The organism is uncultured Microbacterium sp., from assembly GCF_947489255.1.
Classification (GTDB): domain Bacteria; phylum Actinomycetota; class Actinomycetes; order Actinomycetales; family Microbacteriaceae; genus Microbacterium; species Microbacterium phycohabitans.
The window spans coordinates 527,092-545,953 of the sequence record NZ_CANLCY010000001.1 but is presented as its reverse complement, the minus strand read 5'-3'; the positions used below and the strand labels follow the sequence as shown (position 1 = coordinate 545,953).

Here is an 18,862-nt window from a genome sequence, read left to right as displayed (position 1 = left end):
GGTCAGCCGTTGCCGGCGGGCGGCTGAGAGGGATCGGCCTTGCCGGGGTCGCAGGTCCCACCCGTGACGAGGGTGGCGTCGTCGAGACCCCAGCCCTTCGCGGACCAGCTGACCAGGAGCTTCGCGTTCTCGACGCGCACCGCCCCCTTCGGGACGACGGTCGGGTCGCTGGCGTCGAGCTTCTGGCCGCTCTTGTCGAAGTAGACGACGCCGGAGCGGTCGGTGGAAGTGCGCGCCTCGCCGTTGCTGGTCTTCCACCCGAGCTTCAGCTCGCTGCCGGCGACGCAGGAGTCGATTCGGGCCGTCGCCTGCACCTGGTACGGGGCGCTTCCGGATGCCGGCTCGACGACGCCGCGGTCGGAGCGGGTCTGCCAGAAGTCGTGTTGGAAGTACACGCCGATGTTCGGGTCGCGGTCGTAGACGTCGCTGCCGGGACCCCAGTTGTCGTACTTGACACTGTTGTTGCGCGGCGGCTTCGTCCCCTCCTGGATGCCGCTGATCTTCCACCGTGCCGTGTCCCCGTCGACCACGGGCTTGGCCCCGACGCGGAACGTGTATCCCTGCGGAGCGGTGGTGTCCTGCGTGGCGTCGATGCTCTTCTCGGTCTGATCGGAACCGAAGCTCTTGCCGTCGTAGACGGAATCGACGCACATGCGGACCGTGTACGTCTCTCCATCGTCCTTGCCGGGGAACGTGCGGCGAGGTCCGTCGTCACCCACACGGCAGGAGCCGTCGATCGCGAAGCCGTATCGCACGTCGGACCCGTCGCCGTTCTTCGACGCCGAGCCCTCGGCGACGATGGTGACCTTGCCGCCGCCGTCGCGCTGCGACGTGAGGGTGAGGTTCAGCTGCTGCGGCCTGCCGACGCCGTGCGCCGTGAAGACCAGCGCCTGCCCGCTCTGCGAGCCGCCGAGGCCCGGCGGCACGGTGAAGCGCGAGATCGGCGTCACCGTGATCTGCGTGGACGAGTTGCTGCCCACCGGGAACGCGGCGACCGAAACGGTCTCCTGATTGCGTCCGACGCTGATCGTGCGCTTCTGCCCCGCGGCGCTCGCGATCTCGAGGGTGCCGGTCTCGGCGGCGTCGATGCCGCGGATGGTGAGATCCGCCACGCCTCCCTCTCCGCCGTTGTCGACGGGCGCGAAATCGCCGGACCGCGGCTTGTCGGGTGAGGCGTAGGCCCACGCCGTCGTCCGCACGGCGCCGCGGGATTCGCCGACGCTGTTGACGGCGGTCACGACGTACTCGCGCTGCTCGCCGTTGGGCGCCGAGATCACGGGGCACCCGCCGTCGGGGCCGCACTGCGCGACGACCTCGCCACCGGAACGGACCGTGAACCCGGCGAGCGCGGGGTAGGCGCGACGGGCCTCACCGGGGTCGACGCGGAGCGTGAGCGAGCCGTCGGCGAAGGCCGTCTGCCGCACGCTCGCCGGGGTGCGCGGATAGCCGAGGAGGTCGAGCACGACGCGGGCGTCGCGCGTGGACGCGGTCGTGCGTCCCTGGGCGTCGCGGAGGGTGACGCTGGCGCTGCACGTCGCGCCGGGAGCGTCGGCGGTCCACGAGGCGGTGATGCTCGAGGCCGAGGCGACGGAGAAGTCCACACCCGTGCACGCGGCAGTGGGCCGCACACCCACGACCTCGAGTGGGGTCCGCGGCAGCGGGTTGACCTCGCCGCTGATACCGATCACGCCGATCGTGCAGCTCGATCCCTGGGCTTGCGAGCACTGCGACGAGGTCGTTCCGCCCTGAGGCAGCGTCGACGGCGCCGCTCCGACTCGCAGCACGAGCCGTGCGGGGGCGACGGCGTTGTGACTGGTGACGGAGATGACGGCGGCGTTGTCGGTGCCGGGTACGGCACGGTCGCCGCCCACGACGGTCACGACCGACCCGTCGAGCGAGACCTGGAACGCCGACCCGCTGTAGTCGAGCGCGTAGCGGATCCCGGCCCAGTCCTCGCGTCCGAGCTGCCACGAGGTCATGTTGCGCAGGTCGAACGTGGCCGTCTCCCCGGGGCCCACCGTGAGCGAACCCGGGCGCAGCTCCGGCTGGGGGTCTCGGGCGACGACGCCGATGGGCACCGAGAGCACGGTCCACTCCTGCGTCCCCGCGATCCGCACGGGCACCTGGCACGCGTCGGTCCACGGCGAACCCGTCCCGGCGTCGTACTGCACGACCGACCCGTTGACCGAGCAGCGGCCCTCGGCGCGGACGCCCGTGGTCGAGACATCGGTGCCCACCTCGAGGGTGGCACGACGGGGAAGGGCGACGAGGGATGCCATGTCGAACTGCACCGAGGCCAGCTCGTCGACCCGCTGCGCCGAGCCGGGGCGCAGAGCCAGGGTCAGGTCATCGTCACCCGGGACACGGAGGAAGGCGTAGGTGATGACGTCGGCGTCGCCGACGCGGCCCGTGATCGCGAACGGGATGACACGACGTGTCGCGGGCAGGTCGCCGGAGATGCGTCTGCCGTCGAGGCGCACGTCGGTCGGCTGCCCCCACAGCGTCACCTCGAGGTCGCCGACCTCTCCGCCGGACCAGGTCGCGCGGCCCGCGATGACGTCGACCCCGCTGGTGAAGTCGTCGCGGTTCTCGACCGTGAGCACCGTGTCGGTCACCACGGGGTAATCGGGGACGCTCTCGCGCACGACCTTGACCACGATGAGACCGCGCCCGGTGTTGCCGGAGTCCGACTCCACGTCGTACAGGAACGACATCGTGCCGGGCTGATCGCCCGCGCGCAGGACGACGCCCGTGTCGCTGACGCTGTCGACGAAGCCGTCGAGCCGGGCGTACTCGGGGTTGGCGCTGCCGTCGACGAGGGTCTCGGGCAGATCGGGCCGCACGCCCGTGAGCCTCAGGCGTCCCTGCGTGGGGTCGATGTCGTTCGCGAGCGGGCTGACCCGGATCGTACGGTCGCCCCCGGCCTGCACCTGCACGTAGTCGGTGAACGTGATCGGACTCGGGTTGGCCTCGGCATCCAGGATCCCGATGCGCACCGTGCCCTCGCCCGTGGCGCCGGAGGAGTCGGACACGCGATAGCGGAACGACACCTGGCCCCGGTCGCCCGGCACGGACGAGTAGACGATCGACGAGCCGTCGGGGGACACGGATGCCGTACCCCGGTCGGGCTGGGCGACGATGCGGTCGAGCGACACGGCGTCGCCGTCGGGATCGACACCGAAGCCCTGGAAGTCGATCGTCGTCGTGCCCCCGCTGAGCACGCGCCCCTGGAGGGTGTCGGGGAGCGGCGCGCGATTGGCCTCTGCGCCCAGCACCGTGATGCGCACGGTCGCCTCGTCCCACAGGGCGGGCGTACCGGTGGTGTAGACGCGGTAGGTCACCTCGTAGGAGCCGGGCGCGGTGGGCGCCAGATAACGCAGCACCCCGCCGGAGGCGAAGGCGAGCGCGTCGCTGGCCGGCTGGGCCTGCACGCTGGAGGGGTCGAGGCTCGGACGACCTCCGGCCGGGGAGATGTCATTGTCGAGCACCGGGATGTCGATCTGCGCGCCCGCGCGCACCGTCACGGTGTCGTCGACGGCGATCGGCGCGATCTCGGGGGCCGGCGGCAGGAGGTAGACGGTCGCCTCGCCGCCCACGCGCGATCCCTCGTCGTCGGTGCCGTCGCTGACGGTGTAGTCCACCGTTCCGAGCAGGCCGGCGCCGCCGTCGGCGGTGGAGCCCGAGACGCGCAGATCGTTCTGCCCCACGGTGTCGACGGTGAGGGACGCCCCCTCTTCGGCGGCGGGCGTCACATCGCTGAGCAGGAGCACGCGGCCGGTGGGGTTCGACACCGCGCTGAACACGTCGAGGGTCGCGTCCTCCTGCGGGCGCACGAAGGCCACGACGGGGGCGGTCGACAACTGCGCCGGGGCATCGGCGGGAAGGAGGGTGATGCGGGCGGTCCCCGTGGCGTCCCTGCCCCCGGCGTTGACGGTGAAGTCGACGCGGTACACGCCGGGCTGGGAGGCCGCGAAATCGAACACCGTGCTGCCGCCGACCACGGTCGCCGTCGCGGCGGCGTCGTCGAGGACGCGGACCGAGCCGAGGGAGATCTCCCCCGCCGTGCCGGTCACGTGGGGACCGACGTCGACGGCGAGCGAGGTGCCCACCGTGTCGATGACGGCGAAGGACTGCACCGCGAGAGTGGGGTCGGGCGCCACGCGGATGACGAGGGGCTTGGTCGTGGTGGCCCCTCCGGTGTCGGCGACGGTGACGTCGAGCTGGATGTTCTGCTCGCCGCCCGACCCGTCGTCGGCGTGCTGGTAGACGACGTCTCCGCCGGGGGTCGCGGCGACCGTGCCGACGCCGCTCGGGTTGTCGACGGAGAGCAGCAGCAGGGGGTCGCCGTCGGGATCGACCCACCCGGGGAGCACGGGGACCGTGACGGTGCCCCCGCGCGCGACCTCGGGGGTCGGCCACTGCTGGAGGCACTTGTCGGTTCCGCACCACACGGGCGCGGCGTTGGACTCACCCGGCGAGACGGTGAGGGTCACCGTGGTGGGCGCCGACGTGAGGCCGTCGGCCGTCGTGCCGTCGGTCACCGCGTAGCTGAAGGTCGCCGTGCCGGTGGCACCCGGTTTGACGCGCACCGCCAGGCGCTGACCGGAATCGGTGAGCGACAGCGCGCCGAACGAGGGGTCGAGACCGGTGACGCTGTCGGCGACGATGCTCAGCACGTCTTCGTTGGGGTCGTGGTCATTCAGCAGCACCGGGAGGGTCGTCAGGCGTCCCGCCCGCACACCGAAGGCATCGGGTTCGGCGATGGGCGGCTTGGGGTCGAGGACGACGCTCACCTGCTCCTCGCTCTGGACGGCCGCGTCTTCGGTGCGGTCGTCGAGCGACCAGTTCTGACTGGATGCCACCAGGGCGCCGTCGGGGACCGTCCACACCCATCCAGTGCGCGTCTCGTTCAGGATGACGGCGTGATCGGTCGCGACGAAGACGGGTCGGCGCTGGTCGGGCATGCTCGCCCCGCCGTAGGCGAGGTCCGTCTCGCCCTGGTCCGACCGCCAGAGGGTGCCCCGACTGTCGCCCGGGAGGAGCCAGGCGGCGTAGGTGACGCCCTGATGGGTGAGCGGACGCGCGGGCTGGCCGAGGACGTTGCCTCCTCCGCCCACCTCGCGGCGGGGGCCGGAGCCGTCGGTCGGGATCGTCCACAGCGACTGATCGTCGGCGACGTAGACGGCGGCGGCTGCAGCTTCGGCGTCGCCGACGGAGACCTGCTCCCCCAGCTCAATGTCGATCGGGTCGGCACCGCGCATCCAGACGCGACCGGCCTCGGAATCCACGAGCACCCAGGTGTCACCGGCCGCCGAGAGCACGGGCGCGGCGATCGTCGCGTCAAGGGCGTCCCGCGCGCGCACCTCATCGGCGTCGATGTCGTACCGGATGACGGACTGGTCCACCGAGGAGTAGGCGAAGAGCATCCCCCGGTCGTCGAGGGCGATGGCATCCGCGGTGTACGACACGGCATCGTCGTCGCCGGCCGTTCCGAAGGGATCGAGTTCGGCGGCGCGCTGGCCCGCCTGGCTCAGCCGTCCCGCGAAGAGCGCCCCCGTGTCGGTGCGGTACACGACGTAGTCGCCGGCCGTGGCGACCGAGGTGGTTCCGGGCGGGGTGTCGGGGGCGGCCTCGAGCTGGTCCTGCTCGAGATCGACGGGCTGGGCCTCGTCGATGCGGGTGAGCTTGCTGTAGCTGTCGGTGAAGAGGTAGGCGCCGTCGCGTGCCTGCGCGACCTGGCTCGGGTTTCCCGCGGTGCGCACGGTGTCGAGCTCGCCGACCGCCGTGTTGACGCGCGCGTAGCGCTGCCCGTCGCCGGTCTGCAGGGCCCACACCGAGGTGTCGACCTCGGGTGTCTGCTGCGCGTCGAGGCCCGGCCATACGATGCTCGCGGTCACGACGAGGGTCGCCGCCACCAGGGTGGAGGCGAGTCCGACCAGCGTGCGGCGCTTCACCGCAGCACTCCCGTGGCGTAGAGCGCGGCGACGACCACCGCGCCGGCGGTGACCAGCGTCGCCGAGGCGAGCACCCAGGGCAACGCCCGGGACGCGCTCGAGACCGGGGTTGCGATGTCGGTGTCCTCATCGCGCGCGTATCCGGTGATGCCCGAGGAGTCGCGCGTCTTGCGCGAGATCTCGCGCTCGATGCGCGAGCGTGCGGGGCCCCGGACGGTGCCGTCGGCGAAGTCGATGGAACGGGCGGCGGGTGCCCACTCGGCGGCGGGGACCTCGAGCGGCGTCGCCGGCACGCCCATCTCGGCCTGCACCCCCTGCAACGCCTCGCCGAAGGCACGCGCACTGGCGTAGCGCTGGGCGGGGTCGCGTGCCATGGCCTTCGCGAGCACGGCCTGCACCGACTCCGGCACGTCGGACCGGGAGATGGCCGTGTACGAGGCGCGGGCGATGCGGCGGCGCAACTGCTCGCGCGAGTTCTGGCCCTTCTCGCGCCGCTCGAACGGACTGTGCCCCGCGAGCAGCGAGTAGACGGTGGCGCCCAGACTCCACACCTCGCTCGCGACCGTGCCGGCGGTCTGCTCCGCGACCACCTCGGGGGCGCTCCATGGGACGCTCATCGCGAGCATCTCGTCGGCCCCCTGGCGCACGAGCGACGACGAGATGCCGAAGTCGGCCAGCACGGGAGCGCCGAAGGTGGTGACCAGGATGTTACTGGGCTTGACGTCGCGATGGATCAGCCCCGCGTGATGCGCGGATTCGAGCGCACCGGCCATGCGCACCCCGATCGACAGCACCTCGGCCACGGGCATGCGCTCGACGCGGAAACGCTGCGCGAGCGAGCCAGGGCAGAACTCCATCACGATGTAGGGGCGCCCGTCGGCCGAGATGCCGGCCTGGTAGACGGTGACGATCGAGGGATGCGCCGACAGATGCGCCAGCACGTCGGCCTCGGCGTTGAACATGCGCAGCAGGTCGGTGTCGCGCACATCGCTCGGGAGGACCTTCACCGCGACGTCGCGGCGGGGCATGTCCTGCCCGTAGAGGAACACGTCGGCGAACCCCCCGGAACCGAGGGGACGGATGTACGCCAGCCCGGGCAGGATGGGCGGCGACGACGGAAGCCGCTGCGGCATCGAGCCCCCTCCCCCGGACGACGCACCCGCGACTCAGCGAGCGCACAACCCGTCGATGCTAACAAAGCAGCCTCCGTCGCCCCTGCGCGTTGTGCACAGGTCGACCGGAGCGCGGAGCGCGCTCAGGATGCCGGGGCGTCGGGCTCTCGCGGATCGAACGGCGCGTCGAGGGAGCGGGTGAGGTCGTCGAGCAGAGCCGCGATCTGCGGTTCGACGTATTCCGCCACGGCCGCCTGGATGCGCAGGCGATGGTGGAGGAGGATCGTGCACACCTCCCGCCCGATCATGTTCGCGTAGTCGTCGGCCAGACCGACCTCCTGCCGCAGCGCCGCTTTCGCGGCATCCGACAGGGGCGGCAGGGCCGGGATCTCGGCGTCCTCCTCCGCGGCGAGACCCGACAGCGTGAACAGGAAGGGCGACCCCGGTTCGGGGTCGGGGTCGAGCGGCATCCCGTCGAACTCCGGCTCGAGCCCCTCGGCGGGGCGGTACGACCGACGGCGGTTGCGCTCGGCCTGCTGGTCGAGCTCGGCCTGCAGCATGGGGAGGTTGCGCGAGGTGTAGTCGGCGACGGCGTGGTCGACGATTCCCTTCACGCGCGTCGACAGTCCGTGCTGCACCCCGTGCGGCACGTCGGAGCCCAGCCCCGCGGCCGAGAGGATCGGCGAGCCGAAGCACCGACGGCACGGGGCCACGCGGCCGCGGTGATTGGCGGGCTCCCAGCGCGGCAGCCATCGCAGCCAGGCATCCACCGCCTGGCTGACCTGGCTCTCGAGCGACCGCTCCACGGCGCCTACGTTAGTGCGACACGCCCGGGCCCGTGGGGATGCCACGGCGCGGACGCGCCAGGCGGGCCGCGCGGGAGGACACGGCCGACCGCGCGGAGACGCCGAGCCGGTCGCTCACGACGCTCAGGGGGCGTCCTCGTCGTCCTCCCAGCGCCACCGGGGCCCCTGGGCCCGGGTGCGGCACAGGAACACCCCGAGAAGGCCGGCGAGGAGCCCCGCCGCCGCGATCACGGGTCCCGCGAAGCCCAGGGCGACGCTCCCGGCGGCGGCGAGGCCGCGTGCCGGGTCGGCTCCGCTGATCACCGCGCCGACCACCACTCCGGCGGCTTCGCCGACGAAGGCCGCGACGGCGCACGGGACCGCGGTGAGATATCCCGGCGGATCCGCCCGCAGGCCCCACAGCAGCACCCCGGCGAAGAGGGCGAGGGCGGCGACCTGACCGATGACGCCCGGGATCGAGCCGAGCCCGCGGACGGGGATGACGTCGGCGTCCAACGCGAGGCTCGCCACGCCGAGCCCGCCGATCGAGAGGGCGATGAAGGCGACCGAGGCGAAGACGACCGCGACCGGCGGGGTCACCCCCGCCGGTCGCGGCTCGTTCGTCATGGCATCCGTCTCAGCGCTGCGAGAGCTGAGGACCGGCCTCGAGGGTGCGCTCGTACTCGCGCTGGGCTTCGGCGTTGATCTCGGTCACGCGGCGACCGCGCGCCGCGACCCAGGCACCGAACCAGATGGTGAGTTCGCGACCCAGCACGAAGGCCACGATCGCCAGCGGTGCGAGGACGTTGTTCTGGAGCAGGTCGAGCGACTCGCTCGAGGTGATGCGCCAGAACGGGGCGGCGAACAGCACGCCCAGCAGGTGACCCGCCCAGGCGATCACGCCCACGACCAGGCCCCACACCACCCAGTGGCCCCAGCGACCCCGGTTGATGAGGGCGCCCAGGAACCAGAAGCCCAGGAAGAACGCCACCGTCGGCACCCACAGGCCAGCGGTGGCGAGCGCCGCGAGGGCCTCACGCCCGAGATCGGAGACGCCGAAGGCGCCGCTCAGCAGGCCCAGGCCCAGCGTCGCGGCGAGGTACAGCACCGCGAAGACGACGGCGGCGAGCAGGCCGATCGCACCGGCGGCCCCGCGGTTGCCACGCGGGCGCGGCGCCTCGGGAGCCTGCACGAAGATGGGCTGCGGCCCCGCGGCGGCGCGCGTGGGCTCGTCGGCGACGGGAGCCGGGGTCGTGGCGGCGGCCGCCCCCACGGCTGCCCCCGCGGTTCCCGCGGCGACGGCCGGCGCGACCGTGGTCGGCGCGTCGTCGCGGCGGGGCGCCTCGGTCTCGGTGGTGGAATAGCGCGCCGTCGTCGTGTCGTGCTCCGGCTCGGCCGACGCGGCGTAGGCGGCCCAGCGGGCGTCCTCGTCGTCGAGATCGGCCGACGAGGTGCGGGCGGCCGCGGGCGCTGCCTGCGGCTCGACCGGCGAGGCGTCGTGCACGACGGGAGCGGTGTGCTCGCTCCGCGCGTCCAGCGCGGCGGCGGCATCGCGCTCGTGCGCCTCGCGCTCGTTCCACGCGGCCTGGGCCGCGTCGGTGTCGACGGCGTCGCGCTGTGCGGCCTCGGCGTCGGCGAGGCCCTCGTGCGCGCGGCCGACCACGTCGTGCGCGTCGTCGTCACGGGGCTCGACGACGGGGTCGCCGTACGAGTTCGTGGGCTCAGCGACGGGGTCGCCGTGCGGCTGGTGGTCGCTCATGGGGTCTCCTCACGCGGTGCTTGCGCCGCAAGGCTAACCCGCGTCCCGCGTGTCGTCCGGGAGGCGTGCCGTGGATGTGCGTCTCGCCTGAGTCCGGTCGGACGCCTAGGCTGATCGCATGTCCGGTCGATTGACTCGCACGGCCCTCGTCGCCGCGATCCTCGGCGCGGCCGCGCTCGTGACCACGGCGTGCGCACCGTCCGCCGACGAATCGGCGCCGCAGGAGTCGGCGCCGGTCGTCTCGACCAGCCCCACCCCGATCCCCACGATCACGCAGACCGCGGCCGCCGTGCGCCTTCCCGCGGACTGCCGGGCGATGCTGTCCGCCGACGTCCTCTCGCAGCTCGGGACGGTGCCGCTGAACGATCCCTCGTTGGGACCATCGGGCGTGCAGTCCGACGGTTCGCTCATCTGCATCTGGCGCGATCCCGCGGCCGACACCACGAGCCTGATGACGACGATCTCGCGCATGGACCGCGGCCCGGCCCTCGACATGCTCAACGACCTCGTGACCACCCAGGGCTTCAGCTGCTACACGCCCGACGAGGGCACCCGCTGCGAGAAGACCTGGATCAACGACACCTACCCCGTCAACGACGGCCGCACCCTCTTCTGGCGCGACGGCGTCCTGGTCGACACCCAATACTCCAACCTCGCCCCCACCGGGTACACCGCGAGCATCATCACCTCGATCTTCGGCTGATCGCGGCGCCGCGTTCACTCCCCGAAGAACGCGTGGGATGCCACGATCGCGGCATAGCCGTCCGGCATCCAGCCCGTGAGGGTCGAGGAGACCCAGCGATCCCCGCGCAGGTCGTGCACCTCGAGGACGTCGCCGGTCGTGCGTTCGCAGTGGGCCGTTCCGCCGTCATCGGCGCACGCGAACCCCTGGGCGGCCAGCGTCGCCTGGGCGGCGGCCGCGCCCTCTGCCGTCACGGTGGACACGGTGGTCTCCACGAATCGTCCGGCGACACCCCGCCAATGGCACGTGACGACGACGGTGGGTCCCGCGGCCGCCACCGCCTCGGGGGTCGACAGCGGAGCGGTTCGGCGCTGCCACAGCAGGGCGTCGGGCGACCACACCATCGACGACCACAGGGGCTGCGAGTAGAGGTGGCGGCAGTCGCCCGCGGGTTCCGCGGGCGGGGCGGCGGTGGGCGTCGGCGTGTCGGTCGTCGCCCGCAGCGTGTCGCCGACGAAGCTCACCGCGGTCGGGATGCCGGGTGCGGCGAGGACCCCCAGCGCCGCCACGGCCGCGGCGCAGAAGATCCCGGCCGGCCATGCCAACCACAGGCTGCGTCCACCGATTCGGGCCATGCGTTCCTCCGCATCCACGGTAGGCGCACACCCCCGGCGCACCCTTCCCTCGACACGCCGCATCGCGTCCTCGACACCGGGGCGACACACCGCCGACACGACGTGCCGGAGGCGCGGCCCGCGTGAGACCCACCCGCGCACGACGAAGGCCCCCGGCGCGAGCCGGGGGCCTTCGGGGATCAGGATGCCGCGCCGAGGCGTGGCATCCGTCGGTCGGCGGGAGGGAGGCGAGCAGGCCCGCTCCCCTCCCGCCTCGATCAGTTGTACGTACCGGGAGTGAAGTCGTCCGTCGAGAAGCTGTCGAAGTCGACGTAGCTCAGGTCGGCGTCGCTGTACGCGCCGTCTGAGGCGAAGATGCGGTTGGGGTACCGCTCGCTCTTGGCCTCCTCCGTCGCCTCGACCGTGACGTTGCGGTACTTCGCAAGACCGGTTCCGGCGGGGATGAGCTTTCCGATGATGACGTTCTCCTTGAGGCCGACGAGCGGGTCGCTCTTGCCCTCCATGGCCGCCTGCGTCAGGACGCGGGTGGTCTCCTGGAACGATGCGGCCGACAGCCACGACTCGGTCGCCAGCGACGCCTTGGTGATACCCATCAGCTCGGGACGACCCGACGCGGGGCGCTTGCCCTCGCCGACCGTCTCGCGGTTGATGGTCTGGTAGCGCTTGAAGTCCACCATCTCACCGGGCAGCAGGTCGGTGTCGCCGTGGTCGACGACGGTGACCTTGCGGAGCATCTGTCGGACGATGACCTCGATGTGCTTGTCGTGGATCGGCACACCCTGCGAGCGGTACACGCCCTGGACGCCGTTGACGAGGTACTTCTGCACCTCGCGGGCACCCTGCACGCGCATGACCTCCTTGGGGTCGAGCGTTCCGACCTGGAGGGGCTCGCCCACCGAGACGTGCTGGCCGTCCTCGACCAGGAGCGTCGCGCGCTTCAGGACGGGGTAGACCACCGGCTCGTCGCCGTTGTCGGGCGTGAGGATGACCTTCTTGGCCTTGTCGGTCTCGTCGATCGTGATGCGACCGTCGGCCTCGGCGATCGGGGACGCACCCTTGGGGGTACGCGCCTCGAACAGTTCCTGCACGCGGGGAAGACCCTGCGTGATGTCGTCGGCCGACGCCGAACCACCGGTGTGGAAGGTACGCATCGTCAGCTGGGTACCGGGCTCACCGATCGACTGGGCCGCGATGATGCCGACGGCCTCGCCGATGTCGACGATCTTGCCGGTGGCCAGCGAACGGCCGTAGCACTTTGCGCAGACACCGACGGCCGAGTCGCAGGTCAGCACGGAGCGGACCTTGATCGACTCCACGCCACCCTCGACCAGCTTGTTGATGAGCACGTCGCCCACGTCGTCGCCGGCCTCGGCCAGCACGGTGCCCTGTGCGTCGACGACCGCCGTGGCGAGCGTGCGAGCGAACACCGAGTTCTCGACGTTGGCGTCCTTGACCAGCTCACCGGTGGAGCCTGCCGCAGCGATCGGGAGCTCGAGGCCCTTCGACGTGCCGCAGTCCTCTTCGCGGATGATGACGTCCTGCGAGACGTCGACGAGACGACGCGTGAGGTAACCCGAGTCGGCCGTACGGAGGGCCGTGTCGGCCAGACCCTTACGGGCACCGTGCGTCGCGATGAAGTACTCGGCGACCGACAGACCCTCACGGTACGACGAGATGATCGGGCGAGGGATGATCTCACCCTTCGGGTTGTTCACCAGGCCTCGCATACCCGCGATGTTGCGGATCTGCAGCCAGTTACCACGGGCGCCCGACGAGACCATGCGGTTGATGGTGTTGTCGGCGGGGAAGTTGTCCCGCATCGCCTTCTGGACCTCGTCGGTGGCCTCGGTCCAGATCTTGATGAGCTCCTGACGACGCTCGGCGTCGGTGGTGAGACCCTTCTCGTACTGGCCCTGGACCTTCGCGGCCTGCTTCTCGTAGCCCGCGACGATCTCGCCCTTGTTGGGGGGCGTGAGGATGTCGCTCAGCGCCACCGTGACACCCGAACGGGTGGCCCAGTAGAAGCCGGCGTCCTTGATGCGGTCGAGGGAGGCGGCGACCTCCACCTTCGGGTACTCCTCGGCGAGCTTGTTGACGATCTGCGACAGCTTGCCCTTGTCGGCCTGCTCGCGCACGAACGGGTAGCCCTTGGGGAGCGTGTCGTTGAAGATCGCCTGGCCGAGCGACGCGTCGACGAGACCGTGCTTGTCGTAGCCCTCGGGCGCCTGGCCCTCGAGGAACGTCAGGCCGGGGATGCGGATGCGCGCCTTGGCCTGCAGGTCGAGGGTTCCCTCGTCCTTGGCCAGGATCGCCTCGCCCACGGAACCGAACGCACGGCCTTCGCCCGCCGCACCCTCCTTGAGGGTGGTCAGGTGGTGCAGACCGATGATCATGTCCTGCGAGGGCAGGGTGACCGGACGGCCGTCCGACGGCTTGAGGATGTTGTTCGAGGCGAGCATGAGCACGCGGGCCTCGGCCTGGGCCTCGACCGACAGGGGCAGGTGCACGGCCATCTGGTCACCGTCGAAGTCGGCGTTGAACGCCGCGCACACGAGCGGGTGCAGCTGGATCGCCTTGCCCTCGACGAGCTGGGGCTCGAACGCCTGGATGCCGAGACGGTGCAGGGTGGGTGCACGGTTCAGCAGCACGGGACGCTCGCGGATGATCTCCTCGAGCACGTCCCAGACCTCGGGACGGTAGCGCTCGACGGCGCGCTTCGCGGCCTTGATGTTCTGCGAGTGACCGAGGTCGATCAGGCGCTTGATCACGAAGGGCTTGAACAGCTCGAGAGCCATCTGCTTGGGCAGACCGCACTGGTGGAGCTTGAGCTGGGGTCCGACGATGATGACCGAACGACCCGAGTAGTCCACGCGCTTTCCGAGCAGGTTCTGGCGGAAGCGACCCTGCTTTCCCTTGAGCATGTCGCTCAGGGACTTCAGGGCACGGTTGCCGGTACCGGTGACGGGGCGACCACGGCGGCCGTTGTCGAACAGCGCGTCGACGGCCTCCTGCAGCATGCGCTTCTCGTTGTTGACGATGATCTCGGGGGCACCGAGGTCGATCAGGCGACGGAGGCGGTTGTTGCGGTTGATCACGCGACGGTAGAGGTCGTTCAGGTCGCTGGTGGCGAAGCGGCCACCGTCGAGCTGGACCATCGGACGCAGCTCCGGCGGGATGACCGGAACGACGTCGAGCACCATCGAGGCCGGCGACATGCCGGTCTGCAGGAACGAGTTGACGACCTTCAGGCGCTTGATCGCGCGGATCTTGCGCTGACCCTTGCCCTCAGAGATCTGCAGGTGGAGGCTGTCGGCCTCGGCCTGCAGGTCGAAGGTCTCGAGGCGGCGCTTGATCGACTCCGCACCCATGTGGGCCTCGAAGTACTGACCGAAGCGGTCCTGGAGCTCGTGGAACACGTCGTCCTCGGGCTTCAGGGCGCCCACCTCGAGGGTGCGGAAGTCCTCCCACACGCGCTCGAGCTTGGCGATCTGCTCGTCGGCGTTCTTGCGGGCCGCCGTCATGTCCTTCTCGGCGGCGTCCTTGACCTTCTTCTTCTGGTCGGCCTTGGCGCCCTCCGCCTCGAGGGCGGCGAGCTCCTCCTCGAGCTTGGCCAGGCGGGCGGCGATGCGGGCATCGCGGCGGTCGCCGAGCGTCTTCAGCTCGAGACGGATGTTGTTCTCCTGCGTGGCCAGGTCGCGGTGACGAGCATCCTCATCGACCGAGATGACCATGTAGGCGGCGAAGTAGATGACCTTCTCGAGGTCCTTCGGCGCCATGTCGAGCAGGTAGCCCAGGCGCGAGGGCACGCCCTTGAAGTACCAGATGTGCGTGACGGGCGCGGCGAGCTCGATGTGGCCCATGCGCTCGCGACGGACCGAGGACTTGGTGACCTCGACGCCGCAGCGCTCGCAGACGATGCCCTTGAAGCGCACGCGCTTGTACTTGCCGCAGGCGCACTCCCAGTCGCGGGAGGGTCCGAAGATCTGCTCGCCGAAGAGGCCGTCCTTCTCGGGCTTCAGCGTGCGGTAGTTGATCGTCTCGGGCTTCTTGACCTCACCGAAGGACCAACGACGGATGTCGTCGGCGGTGGCCAGACCGATACGGATCTGATCGAAAGTGGTTGATTCGAGCACTGGTTCTCCTGTGTCGGAATTCTCTGAAATCTGAGCTGGGTCGCTGAGCTGGAAGCTCAGATCTCGTCGATCGACGAGGACTCGAAGCGGCTGGAGATGTTGATGCCGAGCTCCTCCGCAGCGCGGAAGGCGTCGTCATCCGTGTCGCGCAGGTTGACCGCGGTGCCGTCGGCCGAGAGGACCTCGACGTTCAGGCAGAGCGACTGCATCTCCTTCATGAGCACCTTGAAGGACTCGGGGATGCCGGGCTCCTGGATGTTCTCGCCCTTGACGATCGCCTCGTACACCTTGACGCGGCCGAGGATGTCGTCGGACTTGATCGTGAGGAGCTCCTGCAGCGCGTACGCGGCGCCGTAGGCCTCGAGGGCCCACACCTCCATCTCACCGAAGCGCTGGCCACCGAACTGGGCCTTACCACCGAGCGGCTGCTGCGTGATCATCGAGTAGGGACCCGTCGAACGCGCGTGGATCTTGTCATCCACCAGGTGGTGCAGCTTCAGGATGTACATGTAGCCGACCGAGATGGGCGCCGGGAACGGCTCGCCGGAGCGACCGTCGAACAGCAGCGTCTTGCCCGAGGAGTCGACCATGCGGTCGCCGTCGCGGTTGGGGATCGTCGAGTCGAGCAGACCCGCGATCTCCGCCTCGAAGGCGCCGTCGAACACCGGGGTCGCGACCTTCGTGCCCGGGGCGGCCTCACGAGCCGACTCGGGCAGCTGGGCGGCCCACTCCGGGTTGCCCTCGACCTTCCAGCCCTGCTGGGCGATCCAGCCGAGGTGGAGCTCCAGGACCTGACCGAAGTTCATTCGACCGGGGATGCCGAGCGGGTTGAGGATGATGTCGACCGGCGTGCCGTCGGGCAGGAAGGGCATGTCCTCGATCGGGAGGATCTTGGCGATGACACCCTTGTTGCCGTGGCGGCCGGCGAGCTTGTCGCCCTCGGTGATCTTGCGCTTCTGGGCGATGTAGACCACGACGCGACGGTTGACGCCCGAGCCGAGCTCGTCGTCGCCGTCCTCGGCGTTGAACTCCTTGACGGCGATGATCGTGCCCTGCTCACCGTGGGGCACCTTCAGCGAGGTGTCACGGACTTCGCGGCTCTTCTCGTTGAAGATCGCGCGGAGCAGGCGCTCCTCGGCGCTGAGCTCGGTCTCGCCCTTGGGCGTGACCTTGCCGACGAGGATGTCGCCCGGACGCACCTCGGCACCGATGCGGATGATGCCGCGGTCGTCGAGGTCCTTCAGCAGGTCGGGGCTGACGTTGGGGAGGTCACGGGTGATCTCCTCCTTGCCGAGCTTGGTGTCGCGCGCGTCGACCTCGTACTCCTCGATGTGGATCGACGACAGCGTGTCGTCCTTCACGAGGTCCTGGCTGAGGATGATCGCGTCCTCGAAGTTGTGACCCTCCCACGTCATGAACGCCACGAGGAGGTTCTTGCCGAGGGCGAGCTCGCCGTTCTCGGTCGCGGGACCGTCGGCGATGACCTCGCCGGCCTCGACGCGCTCACCGGCGGAGACGACCACGCGCTGGTTGTACGACGTGCCCTGGTTGGAGCGGTCGAACTTGCGCAGGAAGTAGTCCTGCGTGCCACCCTCGTCGAGCTGGATGGTCACGACGTCGGCCGAGACCTCGAGGACGACACCGGCCTTGTCGGCGGTGACGACGTCACCGGCGTCGATGGCGGCGAAGCCCTCCATACCGGTACCGACCACGGGCGACTCGCTGCGCACCAGCGGCACGGCCTGACGCTGCATGTTCGCACCCATGAGGGCGCGGTTGGCATCGTCGTGCTCGAGGAACGGGATGAGCGAGGTCGCCACCGACACCATCTGGCGGGGCGAGACGTCCATGTAGCCGATCTCGTCGACCGGGAAGAGGTCGACCTCGCCACCCTGACCGCGGCGGGCCAGGATGCGGTCCTCCACGAAGTGGCCGTCGGCCTGGAGGGCGACACCGGCCTGAGCGACGATGTGGTCGCTCTCCTCGCTGGCGGTGAGGTAGTCGATCTGGTCGGTCACCCGGCCGTCGACGACGCGGCGGTACGGCGTCTCGATGAAGCCGAACGCGTTGATGCGGGCGAACGAGGCCAGCGAGCCGATCAGACCGATGTTCGGTCCTTCGGGGGTCTCGATCGGGCACATGCGGCCGTAGTGCGAGGGGTGGACGTCGCGGACCTCGACGCCGGCGCGCTCACGCGAGAGACCGCCGGGGCCCAGGGCCGACAGGCGGCGCTTGTGGGTCAGACCCGCGAGCGGGTTGTTCTGGTCCATGAACTGCGACAGCTGCGAGGTTCCGAAGAACTCCTTGATCGCGGCGACGACGGGGCGCACGTTGATCAGGGTCTGCGGCGTGATCGCCTCGATGTCCTGCGTGGTCATACGCTCGCGGACGACGCGCTCCATGCGCGACAGACCGGTGCGCACCTGGTTCTGGATGAGCTCGCCGACGGCGCGGATGCGACGGTTGCCGAAGTTGTCGATGTCGTCGGTGTCGAGACGGATCTCGGCGGCCTGGCCGCCGCGGACACCGTCGAACGTGACGTCGCCGCGGTGCAGGCGGACGAGGTACTTGATGGTCGCGACGATGTCGTCGACGGTCAGCACCGAGTCGCTCAGCGGCTTGTCGAGGCCGAGCTTCTGGTTGATCTTGTAGCGACCCACCTTGGCCAGGTCGTAGCGCTTGGAGTTGAAGTAGAAGTTGTCCAGCAGCGCGCGGGCGGCCTCGGCGGCGACCTGCTCGCCCGGACGGAGCTTGCGGTAGATGTCGCGGAGGGCGTCTTCCTTCGTGAGGATCGTGTCCTTGGACAGCGTCTCTTCGATGGAGTCGAAGCCGGAGAACTCGGCGAGGATGTCTTCGCTGGTCAGGCCGAGGGCCTTGAGGAAGACGGTGACCGACTGCTTGCGCTTGCGGTCGATGCGCACGCCGACCTGGTCGCGCTTGTCGATCTCGAACTCGAGCCAGGCACCGCGCGAGGGGATGACACGCGCCGACACGATGTCCTTGTCGGAGGTCTTGTCGGGCGTCTTGTCGAAGTAGACACCGGGCGAACGAACGAGCTGCGACACCACGACACGCTCGGTGCCGTTGATGATGAACGTGCCCTTGTCGGTCTGGAGCGGGAAGTCGCCCATGAAGACCGTCTGCGTCTTGATCTCACCGGTCTGGTGGTTCATGAACTCGGCCTCGACGTAGAGCGGGGCGGCGTACGTCTTGCCGCGCTCCTTGCACTCTTCGATCGAGTACTTCTCGGGCTCGAGGTAGGGGTTGGTGAACGAGAGCTGCATCGTCTCGCTCAGGTCTTCGATCGGCGAGATCTCCTCGAAGATCTCCTCCAGACCGCTGATCTCGGGCACGTCGGTGCGACCGGCGGCCTGTGCCTCGGCGACGCGCGCCTTCCAGGCCTCGTTACCGACGAGCCAGTCGAACGACTCGGTCTGCAGCGCGAGCAGATCGGGAACGGTCAGCTTGTCGGAGATCTTCGCGAACGAGAGGCGGGATGCTCCGCGTCCGCTCTTGGGGGTGGTGGTGGTGGATGCGTTGCTCGCAGCAGCCAAGGGAATAACCTCCAGAAGCCCGGGCGAGGGGCTCGTGATTCCTTGTCGTCAGGTGGAGTGCGTTCCTGCCCCGATAACCTGCTCGTCGCACACCGCGGTGAGGCGGGGACGGGCAGGCTCAGCCGACCACCATATGAGGGCAGGGGGAATCGAGGAGCGCAAAGTCCAAGCATACGCGGGAGGACTCGCCGTGTCCAGTCCAATTCTTGACGCGTCTGCGGACCTGCGGTATAACCGCGTGCGCCCGT

General features: G+C 70.1%; 9 protein-coding genes. 1 reads left to right on the top strand and 8 read right to left on the bottom strand.

The features are described from left to right. Nucleotides 1-2: 2 nt before the first annotated feature. The 5 genes from Q0818_RS02515 to Q0818_RS02495 all read right to left on the bottom strand — a co-directional run bounded on the left by Q0818_RS02515 (nt 3) and on the right by Q0818_RS02495 (nt 9,610). Nucleotides 3-5,954 carry an Ig-like domain-containing protein gene (locus tag Q0818_RS02515; RefSeq protein ID WP_298870988.1) on the bottom strand — a complete coding sequence of 1,984 codons (5,952 nt, stop codon included), beginning with the start codon at nt 5,952-5,954 and terminating at the stop codon, nt 3-5. Continuing rightward, the gene (locus Q0818_RS02510) at nt 5,951-7,087 is read right to left on the bottom strand and encodes a serine/threonine-protein kinase (protein WP_298870985.1); all 1,137 of its coding nucleotides are present in this window, start codon (nt 7,085-7,087) and stop codon (nt 5,951-5,953) included. Before Q0818_RS02510 ends, Q0818_RS02515 begins: the two co-directional genes overlap by 4 nt. A 122-nt stretch (nt 7,088-7,209) precedes the next feature. Then, on the bottom strand, nt 7,210-7,872 hold the full coding sequence (locus tag Q0818_RS02505) for a spermidine/putrescine ABC transporter substrate-binding protein (RefSeq protein WP_298870980.1): 663 nt from the start codon (nt 7,870-7,872) through the stop codon (nt 7,210-7,212). A 123-nt stretch (nt 7,873-7,995) separates the two neighbouring features. After that, nucleotides 7,996-8,478 (bottom strand): hypothetical protein, encoded by a 483-nt coding sequence (locus tag Q0818_RS02500; RefSeq protein WP_298870978.1) that lies wholly within the window; start codon nt 8,476-8,478, stop codon nt 7,996-7,998. Nucleotides 8,479-8,488: 10 nt separating this feature from the next. Continuing rightward, nucleotides 8,489-9,610, bottom strand: a complete 1,122-nt coding sequence (locus Q0818_RS02495) for an ABC transporter (RefSeq protein WP_298870977.1) — start codon at nt 9,608-9,610, stop codon at nt 8,489-8,491. 118 nt (nt 9,611-9,728) lie between these two features. Between Q0818_RS02495 and Q0818_RS02490 the strand changes: the two genes are divergently transcribed. Beyond that, nucleotides 9,729-10,313 carry a hypothetical protein gene (locus Q0818_RS02490; protein WP_298870976.1) on the top strand — a complete coding sequence of 195 codons (585 nt, stop codon included), beginning with the start codon at nt 9,729-9,731 and terminating at the stop codon, nt 10,311-10,313. Nucleotides 10,314-10,327: 14 nt separating this feature from the next. Here the strand turns inward: Q0818_RS02490 and Q0818_RS02485 are convergent, their stop codons facing one another. The 3 genes from Q0818_RS02485 to Q0818_RS02475 all read right to left on the bottom strand — a co-directional run bounded on the left by Q0818_RS02485 (nt 10,328) and on the right by Q0818_RS02475 (nt 18,614). Continuing rightward, the gene (locus tag Q0818_RS02485) at nt 10,328-10,927 is read right to left on the bottom strand and encodes a hypothetical protein (protein ID WP_298870974.1); all 600 of its coding nucleotides are present in this window, start codon (nt 10,925-10,927) and stop codon (nt 10,328-10,330) included. 257 nt (nt 10,928-11,184) lie between these two features. Further along, a complete protein-coding gene (gene rpoC, locus Q0818_RS02480) occupies nt 11,185-15,060 on the bottom strand; it encodes a DNA-directed RNA polymerase subunit beta' (protein ID WP_298870972.1) in 3,876 nt (1,291 codons plus the stop codon). Nucleotides 15,061-15,116: 56 nt separating this feature from the next. Further along, a complete protein-coding gene (locus tag Q0818_RS02475) occupies nt 15,117-18,614 on the bottom strand; it encodes a DNA-directed RNA polymerase subunit beta (RefSeq protein WP_298870971.1) in 3,498 nt (1,165 codons plus the stop codon). Between the last annotated feature and the right edge of the window lie 248 nt (nt 18,615-18,862).